The following is a 14,972-nucleotide window of genomic DNA, read 5'->3' as shown; positions in this document are numbered from 1 at the left end:
GTTGCCAGGAATCTGCTTTCTTTTTATAACAAATCATTTACATGATACAGCTTACCACTTTCGATTTCGCTTTCTGTTACAAGTTTAATCAGAGCATTTGCGACCGTATCTGTTTCACGAAGCATTCCTTCCTCTTTGTAGCGCTGAAAGGATTCGACATCGGCAAAGGCTTCTTTAGAAGAGGAACGGATCTCTCCTTGCATGTCCGTATCCATGACCCCTGGGCTGAAAGCAATCACTTGATGCCGGCTATGCTTTTTAGAAAGCTCTAAGCTCACGGTTTCCGTCAACATGTTCACACCTGCTTTGGTTGCGCAGTACGTACTCCATCCGTGAACAGGACGACTTCCTGCTCCTGAGCTGATATTGATCATGATCATCTTCGAGTCAGATCCCCGGGCTGCTTTTATCATCTCATTGGTTGAGATCATGGGAGAAAGTAAATTCACATGCACACTCGTTTCAAGAGCTTGGTTTTCTACTTCACCAGACCGATTGATTGGTGTCACCACACCGGCATTATGGACAATATAGACTCTGTCAGATTGATATCCGAATACTTTTGTCCCCACTTCACGGAAGACCGCTTCTGTTTCTCCTGATTGTGCAAGATCGCATGGAAAGAATTCATACGAAACCTCTTTTTCCCCGGCAAGCTTTTGCAGTCTTTCATTATTTGATCTGGAAACATTGATCAAACCTATGCCTTTTTCGATAAATAGCTTGGCGATCGATTCACCTAATCCTCTTGTTGCTCCCGTCACAATGGCATAATCCATATGGAATCATCTCCTTCTTACCTTCTGATTATAAGGGAGGGTCTTCTTATATCAAAAAAATAAGCTTTGGTTTAACAGAAGATTTACAAAGAAAGAGCACACCATCAAGGCATGCTCTCATCAATCAAATGATATTCAGGTATTAAATCTGACAGTGGTACAATGGATGCTTTTTTCTCATAAAGAGGAAGAAACTCTTCAAGCATGGTTGCGACCTTGATTCCTGTGACCCCGACATGACCTATGGCAATGGTGGAAGTGTCACTGTCTAATTCTTTAGAAAGAAGCTTGGCTTGCTTTCCGATATGCTGGATGGTATAGACATCATCAAAGAATAATTCATTTTCAAGATAGGGAACACCCAATTCTTTCGCAAGCTTGGGAATGACGCTCTTTCCTGTTGTTTTACTATCCAAATAAAACAATCCCTTTTCCTTGCATACCTCTAGAACGACCCTCATGACCCGTTCATCGGCTGTTGCTTTTGAACCCATATGGTGATTGACGCCTACTGCATAGGGAACCTCTTCGATCGCCTTTTCTACTCTTTTCCGGATTTCGTCATTTGAAAGCGAAGTGGTGATTGCCCCTGGCCCAAGCCAACTTGCTTTCCCGGACATCGGTTCCATGGGTAGATGGACGATGACCTCATGGCCCAGCCCATGTGCCTTCTCCGCATCTTGTCTTGTAGTTGGCAGAAAGGGCATAACTGCAATCGTCAAGGTGACGGGTAATTTCAGGATTTCCTCTGTTCCCTTCATCTCGTTTCCTAAATCATCAATGACGATTGCGAGTTCATTATGATGGGCTGGAAGGGGCAGGATGTTTCGGGCTGAAATGGAATCATGAAAAGAGAAAGTCATTAGTAAACAGATGAACACGATTCTCATCTCTGATCACTCCTTTTCTTTATCATGTCCATTTTGAGGAGGATATACGAAAGAGGTTTGTCCCTGAAGAGAACGTATATAAATAAAGGCAGGAAGCTGATTCTATCTTCCTGCCTTTTTAGTTTATGAGGTCCGTCCCTCATCCCAGGCTTTCGTTGGGCGGTCACTGGGGTAGCCGTGGGTTTGACGGTAGTTTTTTCTTTGGGTGGTGAAGTCCCACCAGTTTTTCTTGGATGCCGGGTTGTTTGCGTGGTGGACGACGCACCTGAGGGAGTCTTCCACGCATGGGTCCATCCAGACGCCGTACTTCTTTTCCAAGTCTATAATGAGGTCTTCCCCTTTTTCATCCTTTATGTCTTCGTAAGAATGAAAACCAAGGTCTTCAACTACATTATGCGCCATATTCGGTCCAATTGACGGAATTCGTTGAAAAATGGACATGCCGACTAAGTACCGGGCTCTAGCCATAGAGATGTTTAGTCTTTCACTTAATACATCGGGATACAGTTCGAAGATGTCTCCCAGTCTGATCTTCTCTTTACGAAGTGCCGACCTTTCCTCGTCGGTTAGTGGCAATTTAGGACTCTTTCTACTCACTCTCTATCTCCCCCTTATCCCTTAAAGGATTGTTGTCGAACCAAATGAAAGTCTTCCGTCACTGGACGGTAGGTTTTCTTCTTGACCAGCTTATGTTTATTCTTAATTGGAGTGTTGTTTATCAGTACGCCTACCTTTGTTTGCTGGATTTCCTTCACACCTTGCACAATCAACTGCATGGCGATGATGGCAATCATAAAGGCTGCTAACGGAGCGATAACAATCCAGTACTTTCCGGTCATAAGGGAATCTTTAGTGGAACTGATCAGACCTGACCATTCAAATGTCCCCGATTTTGGAGGATCGGGTACCAGTCCTCCTGTAATGATCGTTCCGCCCAAGAACAGATGAAATAACCCCAGATGCACAAGGATGAGAAGCGTTTGAATAAATTGCTGCCCCCATATAATGAATAGTCGTGGTGCCAGATGTGGGAAAAGGTGCGTCCACAGCAAATGACGATTACTTCCCCCTAAGAGCTTCGCCGACAGAACAAAATCCTGTTTACCTAGTAACTTCAGTTCATTCCCTATTAAAACCGTCGTTAACGGCAGCACAAGAATCGTCAAGACGACAGCTTCAAAAACAAGTCTTTCAAAGATGGAGTGATCCCATCCTAAAACGGGCAATCCCCAAAGAACAGGTCTTAATAGAAGATATGCAATAAGACTTAAAGGTAAGAAATGAATGGAATCCACCATCCGATCAATCCAATTCTTCCTATTTTCTTTCAGATGAAAATGATAGGCTATTCCAAGATAGAATCCACCTATCACCCTTAGAGATGCGACAACCAGTGCAAAGAGGAGGGTATACTTTGCCCCGACAATCAGTTGGTCGAGGATGCTATACCCGAAGAAATCGGAGCCTAAGATCATCTCTCCAAAAGGCTTATGTGGAGGGGCACTGATGATACGTCCTTCATCGTTTTTCATAAACTGAATTTGTTTAATCGGATCTTCTTTCATCATTGGATAAAGGAAACTGAGAGCAATCAAGAGAAAGATGACACTAAACCCGATAGCAAACTTCCCATTATTCATATGCTGCCACCAAAGCCGTCTAATAGTAGAAAGCCAGCCCCAGATCTTCCATTCATTCCACTTCGTTTTATCCCTTTTATATTTGGTATGATCGACGCTTCCCTCCCGATTAATCCATAGATACACGCCTTGATACACAACGAAAAAAGGTGTGTAAATCATAATCAGGGAGATGGCTATGACCATAGGTCTGAAGTCTTGTACGATGTAATACGTTATTCCCCTCATATTGAAAATCGTCTCGATGATGAATAAACTAGATAGCATCCCCCATATGATCAGCTTTCCATGATAAAACAAGCTGGGAGAAATATTTTTCAATATGTGAGCAAAAAGGATCCTGCCTTTCGACATTCCTTTGCTTTGGGCAAACTCTACATGTGGCTTTAGCATTTCTTCTTCCGTAATAAAAAGGAGAATACGAAAGAAAGAGATCATGGGTATAATGGATAGTGTGATGATAGGAGCAAGAAAGATCTTTTCTTCCCCATACTCCGTGAAATTCATCAGTTCCACGCCAAAATATTTAATAACATAGACAATGAGCAGCTGGAGCATAAACGCAAACATTAAGTCAGGCACCGTCTCAAAGAGGTTTAATACTTTCTTTAGTGAAGACGTAACCCATCGGGGCATAAACACTGTGAAGATGGTAAGGATAAACGCTATTCCCAGGCCTAAGCCCAATGCTCCACCGATAATCTGTAAAGAATACAGATAAGGTCCCCAAAGCATGTCCAGAAAATCGACGGTTATCCCTTTATAGGAATAGCTCCAATTTTCACCGTCCAAAAATACAAACACGAACTTAAAAAACTCTTCCAAGAACCCGACAAAATTGTACAGGCCCCTCTCTTTAAATACTTCAGGAGCAATACTCACAGCTAAAATACCAATCAATCCGAGAATATAATAAAACATAAATTTCAGCGGAAATGTGAGAAGCCTCATACCTTGATCCCCTTTTTTCTCTTTTTCCTCAGTTTAATGGAAATGTTAAATATTTTCAATTTTATTTTAATTCGGACAATACCATAGCAGATGTCCACGAAAAAAGGTGACTCATACACTCCAGAGTCACCATTCTCATTTACGCTAATAGTCGACTCGGCCTTCCCAAGTAAAAGCCTTGTCCTATTGTAATCCCAATGTCCTTTGCCACTTGCATATCCTGTTTGGTTTCAATGCCTTCTAACACAATTAACGTATCCTTACCGTAGAATTGATTGAAAAAGGAAAGGAATCGTTGTTTCTTCTCATCTTGTGCCAGATTCAAAGCAAAATAGCGATCCAGTTTAATGACTTCCGGTTCATATTCAATGGATTTCTTGATAGAGGATGTCCCTTGACCAAAGTCATCAATCGCATACCAAACTCCGAATTCCTTAAGTTCTTTAAGTGACTCTTTTAATAATGGATTCTGCCAGAGTTCCTCCGCACTCGACTCATTAATCTCCAGCACAAGACGCCCCAATATATCAGGATGCTTCTTCATCAAGTCATAAAAATAGGTATGAAAGCTCGGGTGAAGAATCGTCGTGATATAAATATTAAGAAATAACTTACAGTTCTTCAGTCCATTCTCCGAAAAGCTTTCAAGAGCTTTTGAAATGGATAAGGTATCAAGCTTATATAAGATATTCGCTTTCATGGCAGACTGAAAAACACTTTCGGGATTTTCGTTATACTTGTTTCGTAACAGGCCCTCATATGCATAGAGGGTTTGATGCTCGCCCATTTCATATAAGGGCTGAAAATCATGATAAATATAATCGTTTTGAAAAATAGTAAAGATATTCATAGGACCCCTATACTCTCTATAGTTTATAAAAAAAACCACACAAAAACGTATTCCTACGTTCGTATGTGGCCGGTTGCGCTACTAGCTCCCCTAAATGTAAGCGCCCATCTATCATTTAGGTTCAAAGCTCCCATTAGAATTGTCAGTATATGATTTTCATCTCACAAGAAAAATATACCACAAACATAGTACTTATGGGTTATTTTTTAATTGATTATTAGAAAATTCTCAAAAATAATCATCTTGATACATAAGGATTGTCCTTTACCCAGAACCTCCACGGATAATCCCTGGCTTCTCCCGTGTTATCGATCCCGATTCGTTTTCCTTTCATAATCTCTTCAGGCCGGTATCCCTTTGAGATGATGAGAGGGGGTTCCAGGAAGTTGCCCCCGTAATCTTCCATGGTTATACCTAACGCTTTTGTCAGCTTTCCCGGCCCATTTGTCCAATTTTTTTTCACATGACCCGATCGTCTTCTTTCCATTAGCTCCAAGCCCTCAAGGGGTTCGACCGCTCTAATGAGAATCGCTTCGGGTTTTTCTTTTTCCCCGCTCACTACATTGACCAGACAGTGAGTATGCATAACATATGTATAGATCCTGCCAGCCTCATGAAACATGACTTCCGTCCGCTTCGTCCGTCTATTTCCATAGCTGTGAGCCGCTCGATCCGCTGGCCCTAGATACGCTTCCGTTTCCACAATATAACCTGAAGCTTTTCCCTCCTCCGTCTCTTTTACTAACACACATCCCAACAAAGACTTTGCAAGTTCCAAAGTGGGCTGTTGGAAAAACGAAAGAGGCATAGGGATATAATTCATGACTGTCACTTCCTTCAACCAAATAGTTCGTACATATATATGGTATACCCTATTAATTTAATCGTTAAATAACAGAAAATAGGTAACGTCTAAAGATTTTGTCTTATTTCAACAGTCCAGCCCTTAGCAACTCTAAAGGTATCGCTTCCATTTCCCGTCCATTCCTGCCCGTTGTGGTTTCCGCTTTACAGAGAGAGTTCCATATGGCTTCTTCTACGCTATCGACTGTCATTTCAAATAGTGTAGAGATAATCTGTCCGTCTTCTTTAATGAACGAGTACGGAATCGTGTTATCATTGGAAGGCTGATGTGGAATGCGGTGTGCAGTAGAAAATGCAAGAACAACATCACCACTCCCATGGGCTGCATACGAGCCCGTTCTAGAAAGGCCGAATGTAGCACGTTTTGCCAGTCGTTTAAGCTGCCTTTCATTTAGAGGTGCATCCGTCGCCAGGATGATCATGATTGACCCATCCGGTGTATGTTGATCCTCCCCGGAGTTAAGATTGGGAAGCCTTAGATCTTTCCTCTGACCGAAATTAGTTAATACGAGGGCTCCCACCGTATACTTCTCATCTCCAAAGGGATACTCCCTGGAACTCGTCCCAATACCACCTTTATACCCTAAACAAAGCATTCCCGTTCCCGCTCCGACGCACCCTTCATCGACAGGTCCCGATTGTGCATGAACAATGGCTTCCCGGGCATCTTCAGGCTTTACATGAAGACCGCGGATATCATTCAGAAACCCATCATTGCATTCTCCCACAACGACATTTACTGTCCCCGTTGTGTCTCCGATTTCAGGTGTTTCGTCCAGCATATATTGAACCGTCCCTTTTAACACATCCCCAACGGAAAGAGTATTCGTCAAGAGAATGGGACTTTCAAGTACACCAAGCTCCTCCATTTGAATCGTCCCGACTGTTTTTCCAAAGCCATTGATCACATGGCGGCCCGCGCATACTTTCTCACGGAACAGATTGCCCCCATGAGGTAAAATCGCCGTTACACCCGTTCGTATCACGGTATTGTCATGCTCATAGTGAAGGGTTTTATGTCCGACCTTCACTCCCTCAATATCGGTAATGCTGTTATATTTCCCACATGTATAGGAGCCGATACTTCCTCCCAATTCCCGTAATCGTTTCCGTTCCATTAATGAAAACCCCCTTCCCTTCTTTCTTATTAGTAACTATTCGGGTCAGGAGCTCAAAACCCCTTTTGAAACACAGAAGCAAACCCTATTTTTAACAGGATAATAATGACGGCAGGAGTACATATTAAAGACTGTTAATGCCTGATATAAAAGGTAATCAACAATATTGGAGGATCATACATGAAAAAACGCTTTCTTTCGATAACAGTCTGCGCCGTCATCCCGTTTATGCTGATGACTGCCTGTAACAATAACGATGCAAACGATAACCTGATGGATACACAAAACGTGAATTACGATCCTGTCACTTATGATAACGGTGGTAGAGATGAGATGGATGGAATGCAAGGTAACCAAACTCCCCTTCACCGTTTCATGGCTCCGATAGACCCAAATGGGGACTTACGTGAATTTACCCACCTAGACCCAGGGGAAAATGCGCCAGGTAATGAAGAAGCCCGTCAGCCGAATCAGCCTGCACAAGAACCGAATGCGGCACAACCGGAACCACCTGCAGATGGTCAGCCCAAACAGGATTCACAGGCATCCGATGCTAGTGGATTTGTGAAGCAGGTAGTTGATTTAACCAACCAGGAACGTAAGAAGAATGGACTTGGTGCCTTGAAGATGGATGGAGAGTTAGCGAATGTGGCAGAGATGAAATCAGAGGACATGAAGGAAAATGACTATTTCTCTCATACGTCTCCAACGTACGGATCTCCTTTTGAAATGATGGAGAACTTTGGGGTGGATTACTCCACGGCAGCGGAGAACATTGCCGTTGGACAAAAAACACCTGAATCTGTCGTCAACGCTTGGATGAACAGTCCAGGACACCGAAAAAATATTTTAAACAAACAAGTCACTCATATTGGCGTGGGAACAGCGAAGGATCCAAGCCAGGGAATCTATTGGACGCAGATGTTCATCGCAAAATAAAGGTTCAGACCGGTCACCTCTATGACCGGTTTTTCTATTACATAGCCTGCACCGAACTCGGCCTCTGGTCTGATTCAAAAATAATCCTATGGCTCATTGTGATGAACCGGCAGCTGCATTAAAATAAAACTATAAAATGGAAAAACAAGTCAAAGTGAGGGATATTAATGAAAAATGCTTTTGCCGTGATCATTGCACTGCTTGCACTTGGAACCCTATACGTCATCCTGAATGACAATACATCGTTATTTGCTAAAGAAAGTAAGTCAGGGGAACGCATCGGGGTAACGGACAGAATCGATCACATCGATCTTAAAATGGAAGGCAGCGACACAGAAGTCATCCCTGTGGATCAGAATGAAGTAAAGGTCGACATTGAAGGAAAAGGAGCGCTGACTTTAGCTAAAAAAGGCGACACCATTGAAGTGGCAGTAAAGCATAAATGGTATGAATGGATAGGATTCAACCGCAAATCAAACGTAACCGTGTACATTCCAAAAGAATATGATCGAAGCATGGAAATCAAGATTGGCTCAGGTAACCTGCAGTTTGCAGGAGAATCCGAAACGAATCGAATGAAGCTGGATGAGTTAACTGTAGAAATGGGTTCCGGAAACATGACTCTTGAAAACCTTGAGACGAATATATTTGAACATGACGGTTCTTCCGGAGACTTGGTCGTGAATGCTCTCTCAACAAAAGAAGGTAATGTAGACATCAGCTCCGGGGATGTGGAATTGTCGAATTACGAAGGTCCTTTGGAAAGTGACTTATCATCTGGTGAATTAACTGTCTCCATGGAAACACTAAAAGGAGACCTGAATTTTGATGTAAGCTCTGGAGGTGTCAACCTGGACCTGCCGGAAGACGCGAGCTTTAAGCTGAACGGAAAAGCAAGCAGCGGAGACATCTCCTGCAACCTGCCATTAAAGAATCAGAAGATAGAAGATGGCGATATTTCAGGTGTGGCCGGGTCTGGTAAATACAACATCAATGTTTCCGTATCCAGTGGGAATGTGGATATTTATTAAGGAAAAGAGTGTCAGGCCTGGCCTGACACTCTTTCTCTTATTTATGGTGAAAGGGGCATTTGCCCTCGATCGGTTCCACGTCGTCTCCAATGAAGTATTGCTTCCATTCACGGTGTTCAGGATCCCCATAATGGCTGATATTCGGGTGCTTCGGTAAGCCGTCCCACTTCTCGACCCGCTCCCTTACTTTCTCACGGGACATAATGCCACCCTTCGACGTTCCTTCCAACCCTTCAAAGATCCTTCTCGGCTGAAAGCCTAATACCAAGCTATTCCCAAGGTCTCTCGTCTTTCGCTGCTTATAAGCAGGAGCATTCCCAAACACGAAAAACGGCTCCCCGGCAAACGAAAACGCCCACAAATGATGATCCGGATCCTCCGGATAATCCTCTGGCCAAGACTCCTCATCCTCATCATGAAGAAACTGCAGAATCTTCCAGAAATACTCCCGGTAATGAGGGACGGACCTTTCCTCATCCTCCGGTTCAACAAACAAAAAGAATCCGTGACGAATCAGCCGCTCACCTTCTGGTACATCGAACAAGTCGATAAACTCTTTAATCGTCTCGGGAAGATGCTCCCAATTATCGTGACTTATATACGAATAGCGAAGCTCCCCTTTTTTCTCTCCGGTCATACCGAAGTAACAAGGGAACGTTCGATCTGTAACAACTTCATGAAAATTCTTATATTCTTCGATCACCCATTGAGGGACAAGTTCAGGGTTTTTCATATCTTCTTTTGTTAGCAATAAGCTTTCGGCTGCCATTTCCTCCACCTCACGATATTCAGATGGTATGCTTTTCCCGAAGAAAGACGGGTTAAAACAATTTCTGACAAGAAGTTAACGACTATCTGCAACATAATTAGCGCAATAAATAAGTAAAAGGGTAAAGCGAAATTCGCTTTACCCTTTTGTTTGAGTTTCCTTCACCTCTGCACCCAGTTCCTCACCAAGTGCTACAATCGATTGATTGATCCTCCACACATAGTATAGGTGATGAATCAGATCCACCTGTGATTTCTTCCAGCTCGGTGCCAGGGTTTCGATCTTTTCCCTCTCCTGACCTAAGCTCCACAACACACGGCTGCTCTCTTTTTCTTTTAATAGTTGTCGAAGCGTTTCGATATTATGAGTGATTTTCTCTTCTGTCTGTTGAAGAACACTCGATAGGTCTTTCGAAACCTTTGCAGGTACTTTTCTATTAGATGAAGCAAGCAGATGCTTCGCATAATAGTTTATGGCTGTCACCACTGTGATCCAACGACCGATTCCTGACCTTGTCACGGCACCAGGTCTTTGTAAAAGTGATTGCGCCTCATCCTTAATTCCCTGAAGCAACTGATCCAAATCGAAAGCTTGATCTGTTAATGGTTTGTCTTCAATATTCGTGAAGGTTTTCATATAGGAAGAAACATATCCTCCAAGCTCTTCAAGAAAATCATCTAAGGCATCTGCCACCTTGTCCTTCGTTTTCTTTGGAAATACAAATGCCGAGACAGTGAGGGCAATCACAGCTCCAGCAACTGTATCAATGACCCGTGCCCCCATCAGCTGCATACTGATTCCACCCAGGAGCAGGTCATACATAAACGCGATGAGCATCGTAATGAACAAGCTCATGAGAGTATAGGAAACCGTGAAAAGATAGAAGGCCAGAAACAGAACCACAAACAAGAGGAAAACTTCAAGCTCGGAATTTCCTGAAACGAGCTTTGCCGCTCCGAATCCAAGTATGGCCCCGATCACCGTTCCGACCGATCGCTGAAAGGCCTTCATATAGGTTCTTCCTACTGACTCTGTACCAATTTGAATAATGAAAGTGGTCAACAGTACCCAGTAAGGTTGTGCAGGAGCAATCAGCTCACCTACAATAATCGCTAGCGTACCGGCTACAAGCGCTTGAATCGCCTTACGCGTAGAAGGTTTTAAACTCTTGGTCTTTTCTTCAGGCTTTTCTTCTTTTTCCTCAACTTCAGACTCGTCGTTATTCTCTATGTTCGTTACCTTGCTTTCTGAAATCTTCAGTGATTCTTGGATGGTGATGGCTGCTTCCAGTACATGATTGGCAATGGACTCGATACGCCTTAGAAGGTACACCCATCCTTTAGGCTTTTCTTCTTGATTCAACACCTCTGACAAAAGTAGACGAAGCGCCTGGATCGCCTTTTCCGCTTCTTCAAGGGAACGGGGATCATAATCCTGGGCCAGCACCTCTGCATCACGGAGCGAACGGAGAACCCAGACCAACAAGCGTCTAAGTTCCGTAACCTCTAAGGCATCCAACTCCTTGAGCCGCTTCAAAGAATCGGTTAACGTCTGTATCAACATCTCTGTATCAAAAACATAGAGACGTAACTGGGAAGGCTCGATGCCTGGCCAAAGCTTCTTCAAATCATTTTCATTGATATCACCGGCTACGATCCTTGCATACTCATTCAGCCTTCGAACATTTCGATCGAGAAGCTTTCTCCTCTTACTACTCGTGTCCGGATCCTCGATCATCTTCATTAATATCGTAAACGTCAAGTTGGATTGAATATGAAATGAACGCATACTCCTTCTTAACACATGAACCGAACCTTTAAAGATAATGAAGTTATAAAGAAAAGCGTACACAACACCAATTACAATCCCGATATAGAACCATGAAAGGTGAGCCACATCAAGCTGCAGAATCGACGATATATAAATCGACATAAATCCTGCCATTCCCATGGAAAAGTAGCGGATGGCAAATCGGGAGAAGTAAAAAGCGCTGAATATCGCTCCTACCAGTAAGATATTCACCACAAGACTATAATGGGCAAAGGCAGATCCCAATGTGATTCCAACCGCTACCGCCACACCGATCAACGGGGTCGTGACCTTCTTTTTAGCCGTTGTGTCATCCATGACAACGAAGATCCCGAGCATCCCCACCATCCCTGACACAATGGCCGGTGTAATCGCTGAGTGATTAAATAGTTTTAATAAAAATAGCATCGTAAATACAGCCGATATTAAACTGATCGTTGCCTTACCTGCCTGCTGAAATCTCTTCCGGCCAGGATCTGATGCGAGGAACCTCCCGAGCCATACATGCTGTCTATGTAACTGTTTCATTTATCATCATACCCTTACTTTCACACCGTTTTTCATTCTCTATTATCGTACCCGTTCCAATAAAAAAGTAACCTGGACTGCGGAAGCAGCAGGTTACTCTATATTCGCTGGTGCACGAAGAGAACATGAATCTATTTGTATGATTATAAGGGTTTTACATGGTTGGGTAAAGGAAAGTGCTTGATTATTTTCTTTTTCTCACCACTTACCTATTGAACTACCTCTTCTGCGCATAATTCCCACCCCAAATGGCAAACTACCAAATGGTGATAAATTCTATGAATAAACGATCGATCTATCTTATTCACATCTTCTCAATCATTATTCTTTCATCGGGATTGATGGTACATGTACTCATTCTTCCCAGCCTTTTAAGTGCCGGGAAACGGGATTCATGGATAAGTGTATTATTATCCGTACCTCCACTTTTCCTTTGGATTTTTCTATTGTATTACATTTATAAAAAGCTTGGGAATCAAGACCCCATCCAATTCATTCGCACCCATTTCGGAAGAAAACCCTCGATAGTGTTTGGATATTTATTAAGCCTCTATTTCATGGGGAGTGCGTTCGTCACACTTAATTACACTGCGAACTGGAGTCTGACGAATTATACCTTTGAGGTTCCTTTTTGGGTAATCCTGACCAGTATCACGGTCACCACCCTTTATGGGACGTACAAAGGGGTCAGGACCATCGGGATGATTGCATTTATTTGCCTTCCTGTTGTCACCGGTTTAGGGTTTTTTGTGGCTTCAGGCAACATGAAGAATAAAGATTACTCCCGGCTTTTTCCTATTTTCGAAAATGGAGTATCAGATTCATTATTTGGAATGATCTATGTAGGTGCAGGGATTTTTGAACTCGCCGTTTTTTTGTTTTTAGTTCCGTTTGTCGTGACGGGTGAAATCAAAAAGAAATGGCTGATTGGTCTGGGGATTTTACTTGCATTTCTTACGTTGGGACCTGTCACAGGGGCGATTTCTGAATTCGGTATAGAAGAATCCATTAAAATGAAGAATCCAGCCTATGAACAGTGGCGATTATTGACCCTGGGACAGTATATAACCCGTTTAGATTCCCTATCCATCCTTCAATGGCTGTCCGGGGCATTTGTCCGGATCAGCATCAGTGTCTACATAACTGAAAAACTGTTATTTACAACTGAAAATAAACGGTTCCTAAAAATCCTGATCTTATACGGGTTATTGTTTCTAGGAGCTCTTATACCTTGGAATGAAGCTTCTTTTTTCAATTTTTTGTATACCTATTTTTTACCTTATAGTCTTGTTCTATTAGTACTATGCATTGGTGTACTGGGGATTTTAGTAAAGATGGGAGGGAAGAAATCATGAAAGAGAACCATGGAAAAGCCATTGATTTGTTACCTTTTAAAGATAGCTCGGACATCTTGGTTTCAGAGAAAAAGGTTCGGAGGGACGGGAATGATATTGAGTTGATTTATGTCTATTCCCCTAATATGGCTGATCAAAACACCCTATACAAGTGGATTATCCCTGAAGTCCAAAGGCTTCTCCATTTCGATGGTTCCCTGGAGGCTGACCAATTTTCTGATTTCATCAATGTTTCGTATCCTGACAGGGGGATGGATATTCAAAGGCAAGCTGAGCGAAGGATTTTTTCAGGGGATATCATGATTGTGACTCCTCATGATCAGAATGTGCTCTTTTTCTCTGCGGGCAAGCTCGCAAAACGTTCACCTGAAGAATCAAACACAGAAGTCTCTATTAGAGGCCCCCGTGACGGGTTTGTTGAAGACATAGGTGATAATATGGCCCTCATCAGGCATCGGTTAAAAACCAGCTCATTAAAGAGCCTCAAAATGTCCATCGGGAGACGGAGTCAGACAGATGTGATGCTTCTATATATAGACGATATCATGAACCCCGACATTCTTAAGGATGTAAAAAACCGACTGGAATCCATTGATACTGACATTATTGTCAGCAGTTACGAATTAGAAGAGTATTTATACGATAATACGTTTTCAATCATTCCATTAGCTCAATATGTGGGAAGACCCGATTTCGTAGTGGAGTCCTTAAACCAGGGAAGGTTCGCCATTCTCGTAGACGGGAATCCAACCTGCTTAATAGGTCCTGCTAACCTTGGATTGATGCTGAACTCACCGGAAGATGCCCACACGAGCTTTTTCTATGTGAGCATAGAAAGACTCTTGAGGTTCATTGCTTTCGCAACGACCATTTTCCTGCCGGGCTTCTGGGTTGCGATTACGACTCATCAGCTGGAGCAAATCCCTTATCCTTTATTAGCGACTATAACAGTATCGAGAACGGGACTGCCCCTTTCAACCGGGATGGAATTGGCCCTTATGCTCATCCTATTTGAATTGTTCAAGGAGGCAGGTGTACGTCTTCCGAAAGCAGTCGGTCAGACGGTTGCCGTGTTAGGAGGTCTGATTGTAGGGGATGCTGCCATCAGAGGAGGCTTCACCTCCCCCACTATGCTCGTTGTCGCGGCCGTCACGATCATCTCCAGTTATACATTAATGAATCAAAGCTTGACTGGAAATGTACTTATATTAAGGTTTACAAACCTTTTTGTCTCCGCATTATTAGGCCTTTATGGCTTCTTCCTATGCGGGTTTATCTTCTTGATTGCCCTTGTCAGTACAGAAAGTTTTGGTCAACCATTCATGACCATCTTTGCAAAGCCGACAATAGCTGATTACTTTAAAGGATATATTAAATTGCCAAGCTCACTCACAAAAAAACGGAACTTGGGGTATTCACCAATCGATCAAGATAGGAAGGAGCCTTAAA

Annotated in this window: 13 protein-coding genes and 1 riboswitch; of the genes, 4 read left to right on the top strand and 9 right to left on the bottom strand. The window is 43.0% G+C overall.

From position 1 onward, the window contains the following. Positions 1-23: 23 nt before the first annotated feature. The 7 genes from RSX31_RS21330 to RSX31_RS21300 all read right to left on the bottom strand — a co-directional run bounded on the left by RSX31_RS21330 (position 24) and on the right by RSX31_RS21300 (position 7,092). A complete protein-coding gene (locus tag RSX31_RS21330) occupies positions 24-779 on the bottom strand; it encodes a (S)-benzoin forming benzil reductase (protein WP_148971392.1) in 756 nt (251 codons plus the stop codon). A 104-nt stretch (positions 780-883) separates the two neighbouring features. Further along, positions 884-1,669, bottom strand: coding sequence for a divergent polysaccharide deacetylase family protein (locus tag RSX31_RS21325; RefSeq protein WP_282139227.1), 786 nt, complete (start codon positions 1,667-1,669; stop codon positions 884-886). 123 nt (positions 1,670-1,792) lie between these two features. Further along, positions 1,793-2,266: a helix-hairpin-helix domain-containing protein gene (locus tag RSX31_RS21320; RefSeq protein ID WP_148971390.1), complete on the bottom strand. Its 474-nt coding sequence runs from the start codon at positions 2,264-2,266 to the stop codon at positions 1,793-1,795. Between the two features lie 14 nt (positions 2,267-2,280). Continuing rightward, positions 2,281-4,260 carry an ABC transporter permease subunit gene (locus RSX31_RS21315; protein WP_148996510.1) on the bottom strand — a complete coding sequence of 660 codons (1,980 nt, stop codon included), beginning with the start codon at positions 4,258-4,260 and terminating at the stop codon, positions 2,281-2,283. A 139-nt stretch (positions 4,261-4,399) separates the two neighbouring features. Next, a complete protein-coding gene (locus tag RSX31_RS21310; protein ID WP_148996509.1) occupies positions 4,400-5,110 on the bottom strand; it encodes an EAL domain-containing protein in 711 nt (236 codons plus the stop codon). Positions 5,111-5,168: 58 nt separating this feature from the next. Beyond that, positions 5,169-5,249, bottom strand: a riboswitch (cyclic di-GMP riboswitch). Between the two features lie 99 nt (positions 5,250-5,348). Next, entirely contained in the window at positions 5,349-5,933 is a 585-nt protein-coding gene (locus tag RSX31_RS21305) for a DNA-3-methyladenine glycosylase (protein ID WP_315635974.1), read from the bottom strand. A gap of 103 nt (positions 5,934-6,036) precedes the next feature. Next, positions 6,037-7,092 carry a DmpA family aminopeptidase gene (locus RSX31_RS21300; RefSeq protein WP_315635973.1) on the bottom strand — a complete coding sequence of 352 codons (1,056 nt, stop codon included), beginning with the start codon at positions 7,090-7,092 and terminating at the stop codon, positions 6,037-6,039. A 180-nt stretch (positions 7,093-7,272) separates the two neighbouring features. On the opposite strand from RSX31_RS21300, the gene RSX31_RS21295 reads away from it, so the two are divergent. Together RSX31_RS21295 and liaG are read left to right on the top strand one after the other, a co-directional pair. Then, on the top strand, positions 7,273-8,031 hold the full coding sequence (locus RSX31_RS21295; RefSeq protein WP_315635972.1) for a CAP domain-containing protein: 759 nt from the start codon (positions 7,273-7,275) through the stop codon (positions 8,029-8,031). Between the two features lie 167 nt (positions 8,032-8,198). Continuing rightward, positions 8,199-9,062, top strand: a complete 864-nt coding sequence (gene liaG, locus RSX31_RS21290; RefSeq protein WP_148996506.1) for a LiaG family protein — start codon at positions 8,199-8,201, stop codon at positions 9,060-9,062. Between the two features lie 37 nt (positions 9,063-9,099). Here the strand turns inward: liaG and RSX31_RS21285 are convergent, their stop codons facing one another. Together RSX31_RS21285 and RSX31_RS21280 are read right to left on the bottom strand one after the other, a co-directional pair. Beyond that, positions 9,100-9,831, bottom strand: coding sequence for a YqcI/YcgG family protein (locus RSX31_RS21285; protein WP_315635971.1), 732 nt, complete (start codon positions 9,829-9,831; stop codon positions 9,100-9,102). A 138-nt stretch (positions 9,832-9,969) separates the two neighbouring features. Continuing rightward, positions 9,970-12,168: an FUSC family protein gene (locus RSX31_RS21280; RefSeq protein ID WP_148996504.1), complete on the bottom strand. Its 2,199-nt coding sequence runs from the start codon at positions 12,166-12,168 to the stop codon at positions 9,970-9,972. Positions 12,169-12,446: 278 nt separating this feature from the next. Between RSX31_RS21280 and RSX31_RS21275 the strand changes: the two genes are divergently transcribed. Together RSX31_RS21275 and RSX31_RS21270 are read left to right on the top strand one after the other, a co-directional pair. Further along, on the top strand, positions 12,447-13,523 hold the full coding sequence (locus RSX31_RS21275) for a GerAB/ArcD/ProY family transporter (protein WP_282139236.1): 1,077 nt from the start codon (positions 12,447-12,449) through the stop codon (positions 13,521-13,523). Then, positions 13,520-14,971, top strand: a complete 1,452-nt coding sequence (locus tag RSX31_RS21270) for a spore germination protein (RefSeq protein ID WP_315635970.1) — start codon at positions 13,520-13,522, stop codon at positions 14,969-14,971. Before RSX31_RS21275 ends, RSX31_RS21270 begins: the two co-directional genes overlap by 4 nt. The last annotated feature ends 1 nt before the right edge of the window (position 14,972 follow it).

Origin of the sequence: Rossellomorea yichunensis (assembly GCF_032337515.1) — a bacterium.
GTDB classification, from domain to species: Bacteria; Bacillota; Bacilli; order Bacillales; family Bacillaceae_B; genus Rossellomorea; species Rossellomorea yichunensis.
The sequence above is the reverse complement of the archived record's forward strand: the minus strand, read 5'-3'. Positions and strand labels throughout refer to the sequence as shown.

Coding starts and splice junctions, on each gene's coding strand:
- RSX31_RS21330 (WP_148971392.1), bottom strand. CDS start 779: ATGGATTATGCCATTGTGACGGGAGCAACAAGAGGATTAGGTGAATCG.
- RSX31_RS21325 (WP_282139227.1), bottom strand. CDS start 1,669: ATGAGAATCGTGTTCATCTGTTTACTAATGACTTTCTCTTTTCATGAT.
- RSX31_RS21315 (WP_148996510.1), bottom strand. CDS start 4,260: ATGAGGCTTCTCACATTTCCGCTGAAATTTATGTTTTATTATATTCTC.
- RSX31_RS21310 (WP_148996509.1), bottom strand. CDS start 5,110: ATGAATATCTTTACTATTTTTCAAAACGATTATATTTATCATGATTTT.
- RSX31_RS21305 (WP_315635974.1), bottom strand. CDS start 5,933: ATGAATTATATCCCTATGCCTCTTTCGTTTTTCCAACAGCCCACTTTG.
- RSX31_RS21300 (WP_315635973.1), bottom strand. CDS start 7,092: ATGGAACGGAAACGATTACGGGAATTGGGAGGAAGTATCGGCTCCTAT.
- RSX31_RS21295 (WP_315635972.1), top strand. CDS start 7,273: ATGAAAAAACGCTTTCTTTCGATAACAGTCTGCGCCGTCATCCCGTTT.
- liaG (WP_148996506.1), top strand. CDS start 8,199: ATGAAAAATGCTTTTGCCGTGATCATTGCACTGCTTGCACTTGGAACC.
- RSX31_RS21285 (WP_315635971.1), bottom strand. CDS start 9,831: ATGGCAGCCGAAAGCTTATTGCTAACAAAAGAAGATATGAAAAACCCT.
- RSX31_RS21280 (WP_148996504.1), bottom strand. CDS start 12,168: ATGAAACAGTTACATAGACAGCATGTATGGCTCGGGAGGTTCCTCGCA.
- RSX31_RS21275 (WP_282139236.1), top strand. CDS start 12,447: ATGAATAAACGATCGATCTATCTTATTCACATCTTCTCAATCATTATT.
- RSX31_RS21270 (WP_315635970.1), top strand. CDS start 13,520: ATGAAAGAGAACCATGGAAAAGCCATTGATTTGTTACCTTTTAAAGAT.